This is a genomic window from Dysosmobacter sp., assembly GCF_052306735.1.
Classification (GTDB): Bacteria; Bacillota; Clostridia; order Oscillospirales; family Oscillospiraceae; genus Oscillibacter.
Genome location: NZ_DAWBAJ010000017.1, coordinates 1 through 13,225 on the forward strand (window position 1 = coordinate 1; position 13,225 = coordinate 13,225).

A 13,225-nucleotide genomic window follows, 5' to 3' on the forward strand; every position below is an offset into this window, starting at 1 on the left:
GGCCGTAGGCCACGTTGTCATAGATGCTCATGGGGAAGGGATTGGCCTTCTGGAAGACCATGCCGATCTGCTTGCGCAGCCAGGTGGTATCCACGCTGGGGGCATAGATATTCTCCCCGCCGTAGTTGACCTCGCCCTCGATGCGGATGCCGGGGACCAGGTCGTTCATGCGGTTGAGGGTCTTGAGGAAGGTGGACTTGCCGCAGCCGGAAGGCCCGATGAGGGCGGTGATCTCGTTGGCGGGGATGTCCATATTCACGCCGTGGAGGGCGTGGTGTGCGCCGTACCACAGGTTCAGATCCTTTACTTCAATGATGGTAGACATTTGGAATCTCTCCCGTTTATTTCTTGAGTTTCCGGCCAACCAGGTTGGCGGAGAGGTTGATAAGGAGGGTCAGCAGCATCAAAATGGTGGCAATGGCAAAGGCCACGGCGGTCTCGCCCCGCTCGCTGGCATAGACATACAATGCCACCGTCAGCGACGCGGAGGAGGACTGGAGGGACGTGAAAAAGTCATTGAGCACCAGGCCGAAGCCCGCGGTGTAGAGAAGCGCCGCGCTCTCGCCCACGATGCGGCCCACCGCCAGGATGCAGCCGGTGACGATGCCGTCCACGGAGTTGGGCAGTACCACGGTGCGCACCATGTGCCACTTGCCGGCCCCCAAAGCCAGGGCCCCCTCCCGGTAGGAGTCGGGCACGGTCTTGAGGCTCTCCTGGGTGGTGCGGACGATGGTGGGCAGGATCATCACCACCAATGTCATGGAGCCCGCCAGCACACCGGTCTGCCAGCCCATCATCTGGATGAAGAACAGCATGCCCACCAGGCCGAAGATGATGGAGGGGATACCCGTCAGGGTCTCGGTGGCAAATTCAATGATGGTCACCAGCTTGCGGTTGGTAGCGTACTCGGTGAGGTAGATGGCGGCCCCCACCCCCAGGGGCAGCACGATCACCATGGAGAGCAGCACCAGGTAGAGGGTATTGAGGATGTTGGGCAGGATGCCGATGGTATCCTTGATGTAGCTGGACTGGCTTGTGAGAAGCTCCCAGGAGATGTTGGGCACCCCGCGGTAGAAGATATAGCCGATGATGAGCACCAGCAGGGCGCAGGTGATGAAGCCGCTGAGGTACAGCAGTGCCCGCAGCGTCCGGTCATAGAAGCGGCGGCTGGCGGAAAGGGACTTGTTCTCCACGGCTCACTCCTCCTTTCTGTTTTTGATGAAGACGTTCAAAAAGACGTTGATCATCATGATGAACAAAAACAGCACCAGCCCGATGGAGAAGAGGGCGTTGCGGTGCAGGGAGCCCACCGCAGCGTAGGACATCTCCGAGGCGATGGCGGTGGTGAGGAAGCGCACGGAGGTGAGAAGCCCCGGCATGTTGGCCACGTTGCCCGCCACCATGATGATGGCCATGGCCTCGCCGATGGCACGGCCGATGCCCAGGACGATGGCGGTGGCGATGCCGCTGCGGGCGGCGGGGACGCTGACCCGGAACACCGTCTCGATGTGGGTGGCGCCCAGGGCCAGGGATGCCTCCTCATACTCCCGGGGCACCGCCCGCAAAGCCGTCTCCGACACGGAGATGATGGAGGGCAGGATCATGATGGCCAGCACGATGATGGCCGCCAGCAGCGTTGCGCCGGAGGGCAGGTCGAAGATCACCCGGATGGCAGGCACCAGCAAAATCATGCCCACCAGGCCGTACACCACGGAGGGGATGCCCGCCAGCAGCTCCACGGCGGTGTGGATCACCACGGCCACCTTGGGGGGCGCCACTTTGGAGAGGAAGATGGCGGTCATGAGGCCCACGGGCACGCCCACGATGATGGCCCCGGCGGTACCCGCCAGGGAGGTGAGGATGATGGCGAAGATGCCGAAGTCATTGGTGGAGGCGTACCAGCGCTTGCCGAAGAGGAAGTTGATGGGACCGATCTCCAAAATGGCCGGCAGGCCGGAGATGATGAGGTAGATGCTGATGATCAGCACGAAGGCTACGGCAATCATGCCGCAGACGAAAAACAGCGCCTTCATGAAAAATTCCAGCGCCTCCCGGGGGTTGTTGACCCGCAGGCGGGGCTGTTGGCCGCCGGCGGCGGCCTTCTTCCCGGAAACGGAGGCGCCCTCCGTCCGGGGCAGGGTTGCATTGTTCTCCATGTCACGTTCTCCTTGGTGGAGGAGGCGCACTCCTCCGGACTTGGCGAAGCGGCCGCCGCCCCGTCTGGGGGACGCCGGCCGTTCGCGCTGGGTCATGTACGGTTTTACTGGGCCACGGGCACGGCACCGGCAGCGGCGATGAGGTCGTTGGCGTCGGTGGAGGTGGCGAAGTCGAAGAAGGCCTGGGCCGCATCGGACAGGGCCTCGTCAGTGCGGGTGACGAACACGAAGGGACGCTGGATGGCGTAGCTGCCGTCCAGGACGGTCTCCTCAGAGGGAGCCACACCGTCCACGGTCAGAACCGTGATGCCCTCCTGGCCCTCCACAGCGGAGAGGGAGGCGTAGCCGATGGCGCCGGGGGTGGTGCGGACCGCCTCGATGACGGCGCCGGTAGAGCTCAGCTCCTGAGCCAGGACACAGGCGTCCTCGGTGCCGGTGATGGACTCGAAGCCGTCCCGGGTGCCGGAGCCGGACTCACGGCCGATGACAGCGATGGTGCCGGCGGTGCCGCCCATGTCGGCCCAGTCGGTGACGGCGCCGGTGTAGATCTGGGCGATCTGATCGATGCTCAGGTCGGTGACGGGGTTCTCGGCGTTGACGATGATGGCGATGCCGTCCAGAGCCACGGTGGTCTCAGTGAGGCCGGCGGCCTTCTCCTCGTCCTTCAGGGCGCGGGAGGAAAGGCCGATGTCGCAGCTGCCGTTCTTCACGGCCTCAATGCCGGAGCCGGAGCCGGTGGGGTTATAGGTAACGGAAACGCCGGTGTCGGCCTGGAACTGCTCGCCCAGGGCGCCGATGACCTCCTCCATGGAGGTGGAACCGTCGGTGGAAACGCTGCCGCTGAGCTGTGTCTCCTCGGTCTGGGTGTCGTCGGTACCGGTGGTATCCTCAGTGGTTTCCTGAGAAGAGCCGCAGCCAGCCAGCAGGGACAGGGCCAGCGTCAGCGTCATCAGCATGGCAAATACTTTCTTCATGGTTGTTTGCTCCTTTTCATCATATGTCTGTGGCTTTACGCTACGGCCATAGTATAAAGGGCGGCAGGTAAAATCCGAAACCATCCCCAGGTAAAGTCTGTGTAAAGTGCCCCTTTTTACCTTTCCCACAGATTTAACACTGCCGCAGCCCCGGAATTTGTGCTTTTACCACAGCCAGTTTGGCCGCAGATGTGCTATACTGATAAAAAAAGGAATTCACATCCATCCGGGCGAAATTTCTTTTCACGGCGTGCAATAAAACGCCCGGCTCATTCGTTAATGGTGTGAACAGAGGAGGAAGCGCATGATCTTCTGTATGAGTGTGGCGGCACCGTCTCCCGGGGACGGGGCCGTGCTGGACGGGTACCTTGCCCGTATCGCCGCCGGGGAGCAGGACGCCCTGGCGGATCTCTACCATAAAACCCGTCCTGCCGTCTACGGTTTTGCCCTGTCCATTTTGAAAAACGAGCACGACGCCGAGGACGTCCTTCACGACGCCTACCTGCAGATCTGGCAGGCGGCGGGCTCCTACCAGGGCCAGGGCAAACCCATGGCATGGATCCTCACCATCACCCGCAATCTGGCTCTGAGCCGCCTGCGCCAGCAAAGCCGCACGGAGCCCCTTACCATGGAGGACTGGCAGGACCGCTTCGCCGACCGGGAAACCGTCAGCCACGAAGACCGCATGGCCCTTTCCGCCCTGCTGGCGGCTCTGGAGGACACCGAGCGCCAGATCGTGGCGCTCCACGCCCTCTCCGGCCTCAAGCACCGGGAGATCGCGGAGATGATGAAGATGCCGCTTCCCACTGTATTATCCAAATATCACCGGGCCATGAAAAAGCTCCGGCTGGCATGGAAGGAGGCTCAGTAACATGGACGAGAGCATGATGGAACAGCGCCTGCGCACCGCCGTGGAGCACGCCGCCCCGGACAACCTGGAGCGGATCCTGGCCTCCTGTACGCAGCAGAAAGGAACCGTGATCCCCATGACCCCACCCAAAAGAAAACGCCGCTGGATCCCCGCCGCCATGGCTGCGGCGCTGGTGATCGTCTGCGGCCTCTCCTTCGGCGCCGTCCGCTGGCAGTCCGACCACGCTGTGGATTCCATTGTGACCCTGGATGTCAACCCCAGCGTCTCTCTGGATGTGAACGCCAAGGAGCGGGTCCTCTCCGTCACCCCCCTCAACCAGGACGCCACCGTCATCTTGGGAGATATGGACCTCACCGGTACCGACCTCACGGTGGCGGTGAACGCCCTCATCGGCTCCATGGTGCAAAACGGCTATCTGGATGAGCTGCAAAACTCCATTCTGGTGACGGTGGAAAATGACGACGCAAGCCGCTCCGCCCAGCTCCAGCAGCAGATCTCCAGCACCATCAGCGGCACCTTCCAGGCCGACCACCTGGACGGCGCCGTGCTGACCCAGTCTCTCACCGCCGACGCCCAGCTCACGGCCCTGGCGGAGCAGTACGGCATTTCCCTTGGCAAGGCGGCCCTGATCCAGGAGGTCATCAGCCAGGATTCCACTCTGACCTTTGCCTCCCTGGCTCCCCTCTCCGTCAACGAGATCGCCCTCATCGCCCAGTCCCGCAGCCTTACCACCTCCTCCGTCACCCAGACCGGCAGCGCCAGCGACAAGGCCTACATCACCGCCGACGCCGCCCGCGCCGCCGCCTACGCCCATGCCGGTGTCAGCGCCGGAGACGTGGCCTGGTACGAAACGGAGTTCGACAGCGAGGACGGCGTCATGGTCTATGAGGTGGAGTTCACCGCAGGCGGCATGGAGTACGAGTACGACATCGACGCCCGCACCGGCGACGTGGTGAAGTACAGCCGGGAGGGCGGCTGGAGCGGCTCCGGCAGTTCCGGCGGCACCGCCTCCTCCGGCACGGACATCGGCGCTGACAAGGCCGCCCAGACCGCTCTGGCGGATGCCGGGCTCTCCAGCTCCCAGGTGACGGGCCTCCGGACCAAACAGGACTGGGACGACGGCCAGCTCCGCTACGAGGTGGAGTTCCGCGCCGGCGGCGTGGAGTATGACTACGAGCTTGCCGCCGACGGCACCATCCTCAAGGCGGACCGGGATACCGACGGCAGCGTTCCCGCCTCCACAGGAGCCTCCCTGACGGAAGAGGAGGCCAAGGCCGCCGCCTTCCGCCACGCCGGCGTCAGTGCCTCCTCCGTCAGCGGACTGAAAGTCCAGCGGGACCGGGACGACGGCCAGGAACTCTATGAGATCGAGTTCCGGGTGGGCAATACGGAATACGAGTACGAGATCCGCACCGACGGCACCATCCTCAAGGCCGAGCGGGATATCGACGACTGATCCCCGAAAAGAAGCAAACAAGCCCCGAACCTCTCGGTTCGGGGCTTGTTGTATTCTTGATTTACGATTGGCCGGGTCTTTCCTCCGGGGGCGGGGTCTCCTCCCCTTCCCGGACGGCCTCCTCCCGGGCCTTGGCTTCCTCCAGCAGTTCCTCCTTGGCCTGGGCCAGGTAGTCGTGCTCCGGGTTCTTCTTCAGGGGCACGAAGCTCTGGGCCGGGGTCTTCCGGCGGCCCCGGCTGCGGGCGTAGAAGAAGCCGGTGACGGAGAACACCACCGCGCCGATGAAGTTCACGAACAGGTCCTTCATGGTGTCGATGATGCCGATGTCCAGATAGCCCCCCAGGCCCAGGGGCTCTCCGTTGATATAGACCTCCTGGATATTGGGGATGGTCACTACCTTGTTGGAGCGGGTGGTGTCCAGGGCCACGGTGTGGAGGGCGTGGACGATGGTGTCCTTCTGCATGTCCGTGCCCAGGAAATAGTCCATGCTGAACTCGAAAAACTCCCACAGCACGCCGATGGTCATGGAGAAGCAAAAGGCCACCAGCGCCAGAAACAGCGGGGAGAGGTGGAAGGTAAGGCGCTCGTCGTCGTTGAGGAGCATCACCATGGAAAAGCCCACCGCCGCCGCCAGAAAACCGTTGATGGTGTGGAGCATGGTGTCCCAGTTGGGCACCACCACATAGAAGGCGTTGACCTCCCCCAGGATCTCCGCGGCGAAAATGAAGCACAAAATGGTGATCTCCAGAGGCGGCGGCAGCTCGATGCGCAGCTTCACCTGCACCCAACTGGGGATATACAGCAGCAGCAGCGTCAATGCGCAGAAGAACACGCTCTCATAGCTGCGCAGCATCACCTGGCGCACCAGCACCACCAGCACCAGCGTCCGCAGGATGCAAAAGACGATGAAGGAACTTTTGTGCTCCCGCAGCTCCGTCTGAAGGGCCTTGCGGAAGGACTTTTTTTCCAGCTGTTTGGCTCGCTTCTTTTCCAGTCGCTTCTCTTTTCTCACTGCGTTCCTTCCTCCTTTGGATGGATGTCCTCAAAGATGGCCAGCGCACCCTCCCGGGCGGCGGTCTCCATCTCCCCCGGCGTGCGCAGCGTCCACAACGCCTTCTGAACCCCCAGGGCCCGGCTCAGCCGCACTGCCGGAAGATTCCGGTCGGTAAACCGCACGGCCACAAAGTCCGGCCGGGTGCATACGTTGTAAAAAAGGCCTGTCAAAGCCAGCCGGTTCCACGGGTCAAGCCCCTCCGGCCTCTTCAGGAAATTCTGCATCAGCTGTCCCCGCAGGACCTCCGGACGGTGGCGCCGCAGCCACAGGAGGCACCGGGGGTCAAAGCTCTCCAGACAGTAGGGCACGGAGAAGCGATCCAGGCACCGGAGGGTGGCCTCCGCCAGGGCGGCGTGGTTGTCTTCGGCGCTTTTGAGCTCCACAATGAGCCCGCCGGGTTTTCCGGCAAAGAGAGGCACTACCTCCTCCAAAAAGGGAATGGTCTCCGTAGTTCCTGCCAGGCGCAATTCCCGGAGGACATCGGAAGAAAACGCCTCCACAGTGCCCTCCACGCCGCACATGCGGGAAAGGTCCCCGTCGTGGAACACCGCCAGGCGGCCGTCCGCCGTCAGGTGTACGTCCAGCTCCGCGCCGTACCCGGCCTGGGCCGCGGCCCGGAAGGCCGGCAGGGAGTTCTCCGGTACGCCGGGGCCGTGGAGCCCCCGGTGGGCATAGAGTGTCCCCGGCAGGCGCCGCCATCCGGGGGCACCCCGCCGCCCGTGGACCACAAACCCTGCTGCCAGGGCCGCCAGAGCAACCCCTGCGGCCGCCGCTGCCTTCGCCCTCATACCCGGGCCTCCTCCCCCTTAGGGGTCAGGCGGCTGTCCCCGTGGCGGACGAAGAACATGGTCAGCATGCTGCAGGCCGAGAAGATGGCGGCATAGGGAAAGAGGGTGTCATAGCCCACATGGCGCAGCAGCCACCCGGCGGCGATGGGGGTGATAGTCTGGGCCGCCATAGAGAAGGTGTAATAATAGCCGGTGAAACGGCCCACGTCTCCCGCCCGGCACATCTCCACCACCATGGGCAGCGAGTTGACACTGATGGCCGCCCAGGCGATGCCCACCATTACAAAGAGCACGTACATCACCGGGGAGAACTGGGCAAAAGCCAGGGTGCACAAAAACGCGCAGAAGAAGCTGGCGGTCAGCAGCGCCGTTCCCAGCAGGATGGTGTTCTTCCGGCCGATGCGCCCCGCCAGGGCACCCACCGGCACATAGGAGGCAATGGCTCCCGCCATGGCGATGGTGAGACACACCGAGGACTCCCCCAGCGCCATGCCCCACACCTGGGAAGCATACGTAGTGAACCAAGTCTCCACGGCGTTGTAGCCGATGAACCACAAGGCGATGGACAAGAGCAAAAATCCCAGGCTCCGGCGCACAGGAGCGGGCATGGCCTCCGTCTGGGCCGCGTTCCCCGCCGGACGCTGCTCCCGGGCGGCCTCCTCCGCATCCCGGCGCAGCACCTCCTCCCGGGAAGGCTCCCGCACCGTCAGGGACACCACCACGGCGGAGAGGATCATGATGGCTGCCACCGCCGCAAAGAGGGGGTAGTAATCCGTATGGCCCGGCTGCTCCTTGGAATAGAGCACCGCCGCCAGCAGCAGATATAAAACGCCGCCCATGGCGCCCATGAGGTTGATGACGGCGTTGGCCTCGGAGCGCAGGGGCTTTGGGGTCACGTCCGGCATCAGGGCCACCGCCGGAGAGCGGTAGGAGCCCATGGCCACCAGCAGACCCCCCAGCACCGCCACAAAGGCCGCCGTCTTCCAGACCGTCGGGGCGGCGGCGTAGCTGTTGTCCAGCCCCGGCAGCACCAGCATCAGCACCACCGCCGCGGCAGTGCCGCAGATCAAAAAGGGCTTGCGCCGTCCCATCGGAGAGCGGCAGCGGTCCGAGAGGCCGCCGAACAGGGGCAGCAGGAACAGCCCCGCCACATTGTCCGCCGCCATGATGGCGCCGGACCAGGTCTCGTTCATATGGAAGGTATTGGTGAGGATCAGCGGCACCACGTTGTTGTACATCTGCCAGAAAGCGCAGATGGAAAGGAAGGCAAAGCCCACCAGCACCGTGCGTCGTTTATCCAGTCTCATGCCCGTGCCTCCTTGATTCGTTCCAATAGCTCCGCCATGTCCCGGCAGATGAGGGTGGGCGGCGTTGCACTGACGGCGGCGTCCTGCGCCGTTGCCTCCCCGGTGAGCACCAGGACCGTGTCCACCCCCGCATTCACCCCGCAGGCGATGTCCGTGTAGAGCCGGTCCCCCACCATCAGCGTCTCCTCCGGGAGGCATCCCGTTTGCTCCAGTGCCAAGCGGATCATGGTGGGGTCGGGCTTGCCGATGAATTTGGGCCGCCGCCCGGCCCCCCGGCCGATGAATTCACAGATGGCCCCGCAGTCCGGGACGAAGCCGAAGAGGGTGGGACAGGCCCAGTCGGGGTTGGTGGCCAGGAAGTCCACCCCCCGGGCCAGCAGCCGGCAGGCGTTTTCCACCTTCCCATAGGTCAGCTCCGTGTCGTAGCCCACCAGCACCGCCGTCACGTCCGCGTCCGGCGTCTCCCGGATATCGAAACCCGCCTCACGCAGCTGGCGGCGGAAGGATTCCGTGCCCACCACGTAATAGACGTCTGAGGGGATCCGCTGAGTTTGCAGGTAATACACCGTGGCCTCCACGGCGGTGAGGAACTCCTCCCGCTGTGCCGGAACCCCCAGCCGGTGCATCTTCTCCAGCCCGGCGTCCACCCCCCGGGAGGAGTTGTTGGTGAGGTAGCGGACCGCGCCGCCATGGCTGCGGACGTAGGCTAAAAACTCTGCCGCCCCGGGCAGCAGCGTCTCCTCCAGATACAGCGTCCCGTCCAGGTCCAGCAAGAACAGCCGCTTGTTGGCAAGGTCCACGTGCTCACATCCTTTCATGCACTGTTAACCATACCATAAAAGGGCCCCGCTTGGCAAGCGGGGCCCCTAAGGCTGCAGGAAACGTGATTTGGCGCCAGGGGCCGGGGCTCACAAGGAGCCGCAGCCGGTCTGGCTGCTCCGGCTCAGGCGGATGCACTCCAGGGTGTAAACAATCTGCAGCACGCCGAAGATCACCAGCACCATGACGATGGGCAGCAGGCCCGTATCAAACGCATAGTGCAGCACGATCAGCGCCGCCCACATCCACAAACAGGTGTTCACTGCTGCCCGGTAGGCCTTGAAGGCCGCCTGGCCCATCTGGCGCTGTTCCGACTCGTCGCAGCTGTCCATCCACTTTTTCAAAAACTTCGTGTCATAGACGCTGCCCTGCTTCTCGGGATTGATGCGGCGGGTGAGATCCACCACCTTCTGCTGGTGCACCACGATCGCCGCGATGGAAACAAAGAACATTCCCCATCCGCCCAGCCGTCCCATGGGCCAATTCCCTTCGCAGACCACCAGTACCGAAACGAAGAAGAAGTCCCACAGCATGGCGACGGCGGACATCAGCAGCGCCCAGCTGAGATCCTCCTCGGCCTTTTCGATGCGTTCCTCGTCCTCCCCGTCCCAGGTCTGATAGATGCGCCGGGCCTTGGCGTAGAACCACCACCCCAGGCCCAGAAACACCACGCTGGTAACGGGGATGCCCCAGGGGGCCGCTGCGGTGAGGACATCCTCCACCGCCGCCTTGATGCTCCCGGAGAGATTCACGGCTCCCATGATACCGGCGCCGAAGCCCGCCAGGCCTCCGAACAAGGCGGCGATCAGCAGCATCAGGATATATTTGGGCAGCGCCTTGCGGTTGTCACTTTTCTGCTTGGTTTTCATGTTCCCCATCCTCCTCATAGGAAAAAATGTCCTCTACGGTGACTCCGCAGAGCTTCGCCAGCTTCAGCGCCAGCGTCACCGAGGGGGAGTAGTCCCCCCGTTCGATCTGGCTGATGGTCTGCCGGGACACTCCCGCCAGCCGCCCCATCTCCTGCTGGTTGACCCCCAGCCGGGCCCGGTGCTCCTTGAGCCGATTGTACAGCGGCATCTCACCGCCTCCTCTCTGACAACTTTCTCTGTCAAGTTGACAACTTTTCTTGTCATTCATAGGGTAGCATTGACAAGGAAAGTTGTCAATAGGAAATATGAAATTTTCCCCGGCGTAAAAAAGCACCCGCCGTCCCGGAGGGAACGGCAGGTGCCGAAGCATCACTTTTTTGTCTTTTTCGGAGCCGGGGGCGGCGGGTCCAGCCATTTGGAGGCGGGAACCTTCCGGCGCACCAGGCGCTCTTTCACAAAGGTACGGAACAGGGCGTAGAGCACGGAGCACAGCGGGATGAACACCAGCATGCCCACGATGCCCATGAGGCTGCCGCCCAAAGTCACGGCGCACAGCACCCAGATGGAGGGCAAGCCCACGGAGGAGCCCACCACATGGGGGTAGATGAGGTTCCCCTCCACCTGCTGGAGCACCAGGAAGAGGACCACGAACACCAGCGCCTTCACCGGGTCCACCATAAGGATCAGCAGCGCCCCCACGGCGCAGCCGATGAAAGCGCCCACAATGGGGATCAGGGCCGTCAGGGCGATGAGAACGCCCACCAGCAGGGCGTAAGGCATGCGCAAAATGGACATGGACACCACAAAGAGGGTCCCCAGGATCACCGCCTCCAGGCACTGGCCGGAGAGGAAGCTGGAGAAGGTCCGCCCTGTCAGGCGCAGGATCTCCAGAATGCGGTCCGCCCCCCGCTCCGGCAGCAGGGCGTAGAGCACCTGGCGGCCCTGCCGGGCCAAGCGCTCCTTTTGCAGCAAGATATAGAAGGAGAAGATCAGGGCGATGAGGAAGGTGCTCACGCCGCTGACCACACCGCCGATGAACCCTCCCCCGGAGGAGAGCAGCGCCGCGCCCCAGTCCTGGGCCAGCTGCAGGGCCTTATGGGAGACGCTGCCCCAGTCAATGGCCAGCTCTGCCAAGAAGTCCTGCAGCTGGGGCAGGTACACGGCAAGGCCATTCACCCACTCCTGGGCCCGGTCAAAGGCGGCAGGCATCTGATCCAGCGCCGAGGACACCGCCTCGGCGATACCGGGACCGATGACAGTGGAGGCCAGGGTCAGCACGGCGATCACCGCCAGCAGCGTCAGCACCAAAGCCAGGGGGCGGCGCAGCTTCCCTCCCCGCCGGGCGGTGGGATAGAGGTGGCGCTCGATGGCCCGCATGGGGACATTCAATACAAAGGCGATGGCCCCGCCCAGGATGAAGGGGGTCAGGATCCCCAGCACCCACATGACGGCAGAGGCCACCACCCCCAGATTCTGGAGGACGCAGTAAAAAGCCACGCCGCCGCACACTACCAGCAGCCAGCCGCGCAGATTGTGTTTGTTCCATTCCATGGTGTTTCCATTCCTTTCAGCGCTGGTCCACCAGACGCTTTTCCCGCCAGCGGCCCTTGCGGAACCGCAAAGTGAAGAGGAGCCCCCGCAGGGATTCGTCGCAGGCCATGGCCATCCAGATGCCAACCAATCCCAAGCCTGCCGCCTGGCCCAGCAGCCAGCCGCCGGCCACCGCCACCGTCCACATGCTGAAGATGCCCACCGTCACCGGATACCACACGTCCCCGGCGGTGGTGAGGGCCCGGGTCATGACGATGTTGATGGCCCGGCCGATCTCCAGGACGAACTCCACCAGCAAGATCTGGCGGCCCAGGGCGTGGATGGTGGGATCGGCGGTAAAAATGCTGTAAATGGGGTCGCAGAAGAGAAAGATCACCAGCGTCAGGCACTCCGACACCCCCAGGGCGATGCGGACGGTAGACCACACCCGGCATTTCACCTCGTCCAGCTTCCGGGCCCCCAGCATGTATCCCACGATGATCTGGGTAGCCTGGGCCACGGCGATGGCGTAAACATAGGCCACGTTGGCCAGCATGCTGCCGTAGACCTTGGTGGCAATGACGGCGGTGCCCATAACGTTGATGAAGCGCAGAATGAAGATTTGGGAGACGTTATAGGAGAGAGACTCCATCCCCGAGGGCATGGCGATGCCCAGCAGGCGCTTACAGGTGGATACGGGGAATGGGCGCAGATAGCGCAGGGAAAAGCGCACGGAGCACTTGCGGTGCAGCATCCAGATCACCAGGATCAGTCCCACGGCCTTGGAAATGCAGGTGGACACGGCAGCACCCGCCACCCCCATCCGGGGGAGACCGAAAAAGCCGTTGATGAGGACGGCGTTGCCCGCCACGTTCAAAAGGTTCATCACCACCGACACCGCCACCACCTCCTTGAGGAGGGTGTAGCTGCGCAGCACGGCGCAAAGCTCGATGTACAGCCCCTGGATCACCACGGCGCCGCCTACGATGCGGGTATAGAGACAGGCCCCGGCGAAGGACTCCGCCGGGGTGCGCAGCAGGGTGAAAAGAGTCTGGGGAAAGCACAGTAGCACCAGCCCCATCGCCAGGCTGAAGGCAGCGCTCACCGCTACGCCCACCGTGGCGATCTCGTTGCACGCCTCTCCCTGCTGCCCGGCTCCAATGTGCTGGGTCAGCAGAATGGTGGTGGCGGCACTCACGGTCTCCAGCACGATGACCACCACGTTCATCACCTGGTTGCCGTTGCCGATGGAGGCCACGGCGGCGGCACCGAAGTGGGAAATCATGAACTGATCCATGTTGCCCACCAGCAGCTGCAGCAGCAGCTCGGCAAAGATGGGCAGGGACAAAAAGAAGACCCGGCGGGTCTGGGGAGAGATCTGCGGCATCACGAATGGCTCCT

General features: G+C 63.5%; 14 protein-coding genes. 2 read left to right on the forward strand and 12 right to left on the reverse strand.

Annotation, left to right across the window (positions count from 1 at the left end):
- The 4 genes from ACT67G_RS06055 to ACT67G_RS06070 form a co-directional block, all read right to left on the reverse strand.
- Positions 1-325: phosphate ABC transporter ATP-binding protein (locus tag ACT67G_RS06055; protein WP_443663489.1), on the reverse strand; the 325-nt coding region annotated here is incomplete at its 3' end.
- A gap of 16 nt (positions 326-341) precedes the next feature.
- Entirely contained in the window at positions 342-1,193 is an 852-nt protein-coding gene (gene pstA / locus ACT67G_RS06060) for a phosphate ABC transporter permease PstA (protein ID WP_443663491.1), read from the reverse strand.
- Positions 1,194-1,196: 3 nt separating this feature from the next.
- The gene (gene pstC, locus ACT67G_RS06065; protein ID WP_325245567.1) at positions 1,197-2,033 is read right to left on the reverse strand and encodes a phosphate ABC transporter permease subunit PstC; all 837 of its coding nucleotides are present in this window, start codon (positions 2,031-2,033) and stop codon (positions 1,197-1,199) included.
- 227 nt (positions 2,034-2,260) lie between these two features.
- Complete coding sequence (locus ACT67G_RS06070) at positions 2,261-3,130, reverse strand: phosphate ABC transporter substrate-binding protein (RefSeq protein WP_326214973.1); 870 nt, start codon at positions 3,128-3,130, stop codon at positions 2,261-2,263.
- A gap of 304 nt (positions 3,131-3,434) precedes the next feature.
- Between ACT67G_RS06070 and ACT67G_RS06075 the strand changes: the two genes are divergently transcribed.
- Together ACT67G_RS06075 and ACT67G_RS06080 are read left to right on the forward strand one after the other, a co-directional pair.
- Entirely contained in the window at positions 3,435-4,001 is a 567-nt protein-coding gene (locus ACT67G_RS06075; RefSeq protein ID WP_326214972.1) for an RNA polymerase sigma factor, read from the forward strand.
- Between the two features lies 1 nt (position 4,002).
- Positions 4,003-5,457, forward strand: coding sequence for an anti-sigma-I factor RsgI family protein (locus ACT67G_RS06080; protein ID WP_443663493.1), 1,455 nt, complete (start codon positions 4,003-4,005; stop codon positions 5,455-5,457).
- Between the two features lie 61 nt (positions 5,458-5,518).
- Here ACT67G_RS06080 and ACT67G_RS06085 read toward each other — a convergent pair whose 3' ends face one another.
- From ACT67G_RS06085 to ACT67G_RS06120, 8 genes are all read right to left on the reverse strand, one after another.
- Complete coding sequence (locus ACT67G_RS06085; RefSeq protein ID WP_443663494.1) at positions 5,519-6,469, reverse strand: hypothetical protein; 951 nt, start codon at positions 6,467-6,469, stop codon at positions 5,519-5,521.
- Complete coding sequence (locus ACT67G_RS06090) at positions 6,466-7,299, reverse strand: glycerophosphodiester phosphodiesterase family protein (protein ID WP_443663495.1); 834 nt, start codon at positions 7,297-7,299, stop codon at positions 6,466-6,468. The genes ACT67G_RS06085 and ACT67G_RS06090 overlap by 4 nt, the downstream gene beginning before the upstream one ends.
- Entirely contained in the window at positions 7,296-8,606 is a 1,311-nt protein-coding gene (locus ACT67G_RS06095; RefSeq protein WP_443663496.1) for an MFS transporter, read from the reverse strand. The genes ACT67G_RS06090 and ACT67G_RS06095 overlap by 4 nt, the downstream gene beginning before the upstream one ends.
- On the reverse strand, positions 8,603-9,406 hold the full coding sequence (locus tag ACT67G_RS06100) for an HAD-IIA family hydrolase (RefSeq protein ID WP_443663498.1): 804 nt from the start codon (positions 9,404-9,406) through the stop codon (positions 8,603-8,605). The genes ACT67G_RS06095 and ACT67G_RS06100 overlap by 4 nt, the downstream gene beginning before the upstream one ends.
- A gap of 108 nt (positions 9,407-9,514) precedes the next feature.
- Entirely contained in the window at positions 9,515-10,294 is a 780-nt protein-coding gene (locus tag ACT67G_RS06105) for a DUF3169 family protein (RefSeq protein ID WP_443663500.1), read from the reverse strand.
- Positions 10,272-10,502, reverse strand: a complete 231-nt coding sequence (locus tag ACT67G_RS06110; protein ID WP_325247163.1) for a helix-turn-helix transcriptional regulator — start codon at positions 10,500-10,502, stop codon at positions 10,272-10,274. The genes ACT67G_RS06105 and ACT67G_RS06110 overlap by 23 nt, the downstream gene beginning before the upstream one ends.
- A 161-nt stretch (positions 10,503-10,663) precedes the next feature.
- On the reverse strand, positions 10,664-11,845 hold the full coding sequence (locus ACT67G_RS06115; protein WP_443663502.1) for an AI-2E family transporter: 1,182 nt from the start codon (positions 11,843-11,845) through the stop codon (positions 10,664-10,666).
- A 16-nt stretch (positions 11,846-11,861) separates the two neighbouring features.
- Positions 11,862-13,211 carry an MATE family efflux transporter gene (locus tag ACT67G_RS06120; protein ID WP_443663503.1) on the reverse strand — a complete coding sequence of 450 codons (1,350 nt, stop codon included), beginning with the start codon at positions 13,209-13,211 and terminating at the stop codon, positions 11,862-11,864.
- Positions 13,212-13,225: the final 14 nt, after the last annotated feature.

What these genes read in the sequence shown, in the direction of transcription:
- ACT67G_RS06105 (WP_443663500.1), bottom strand. Translation starts at nt 10,294, where the DNA reads ATGAAAACCAAGCAGAAAAGTGACAACCGCAAGGCGCTGCCCAAATAT.
- ACT67G_RS06115 (WP_443663502.1), bottom strand. Translation starts at nt 11,845, where the DNA reads ATGGAATGGAACAAACACAATCTGCGCGGCTGGCTGCTGGTAGTGTGC.
- ACT67G_RS06120 (WP_443663503.1), bottom strand. Translation starts at nt 13,211, where the DNA reads ATGCCGCAGATCTCTCCCCAGACCCGCCGGGTCTTCTTTTTGTCCCTG.
- ACT67G_RS06095 (WP_443663496.1), bottom strand. Translation starts at nt 8,606, where the DNA reads ATGAGACTGGATAAACGACGCACGGTGCTGGTGGGCTTTGCCTTCCTT.
- ACT67G_RS06110 (WP_325247163.1), bottom strand. Translation starts at nt 10,502, where the DNA reads ATGCCGCTGTACAATCGGCTCAAGGAGCACCGGGCCCGGCTGGGGGTC.
- ACT67G_RS06090 (WP_443663495.1), bottom strand. Translation starts at nt 7,299, where the DNA reads ATGAGGGCGAAGGCAGCGGCGGCCGCAGGGGTTGCTCTGGCGGCCCTG.
- pstC (WP_325245567.1), bottom strand. Translation starts at nt 2,033, where the DNA reads ATGAAGGCGCTGTTTTTCGTCTGCGGCATGATTGCCGTAGCCTTCGTG.
- ACT67G_RS06080 (WP_443663493.1), top strand. Translation starts at nt 4,003, where the DNA reads ATGGACGAGAGCATGATGGAACAGCGCCTGCGCACCGCCGTGGAGCAC.
- ACT67G_RS06075 (WP_326214972.1), top strand. Translation starts at nt 3,435, where the DNA reads ATGATCTTCTGTATGAGTGTGGCGGCACCGTCTCCCGGGGACGGGGCC.
- ACT67G_RS06070 (WP_326214973.1), bottom strand. Translation starts at nt 3,130, where the DNA reads ATGAAGAAAGTATTTGCCATGCTGATGACGCTGACGCTGGCCCTGTCC.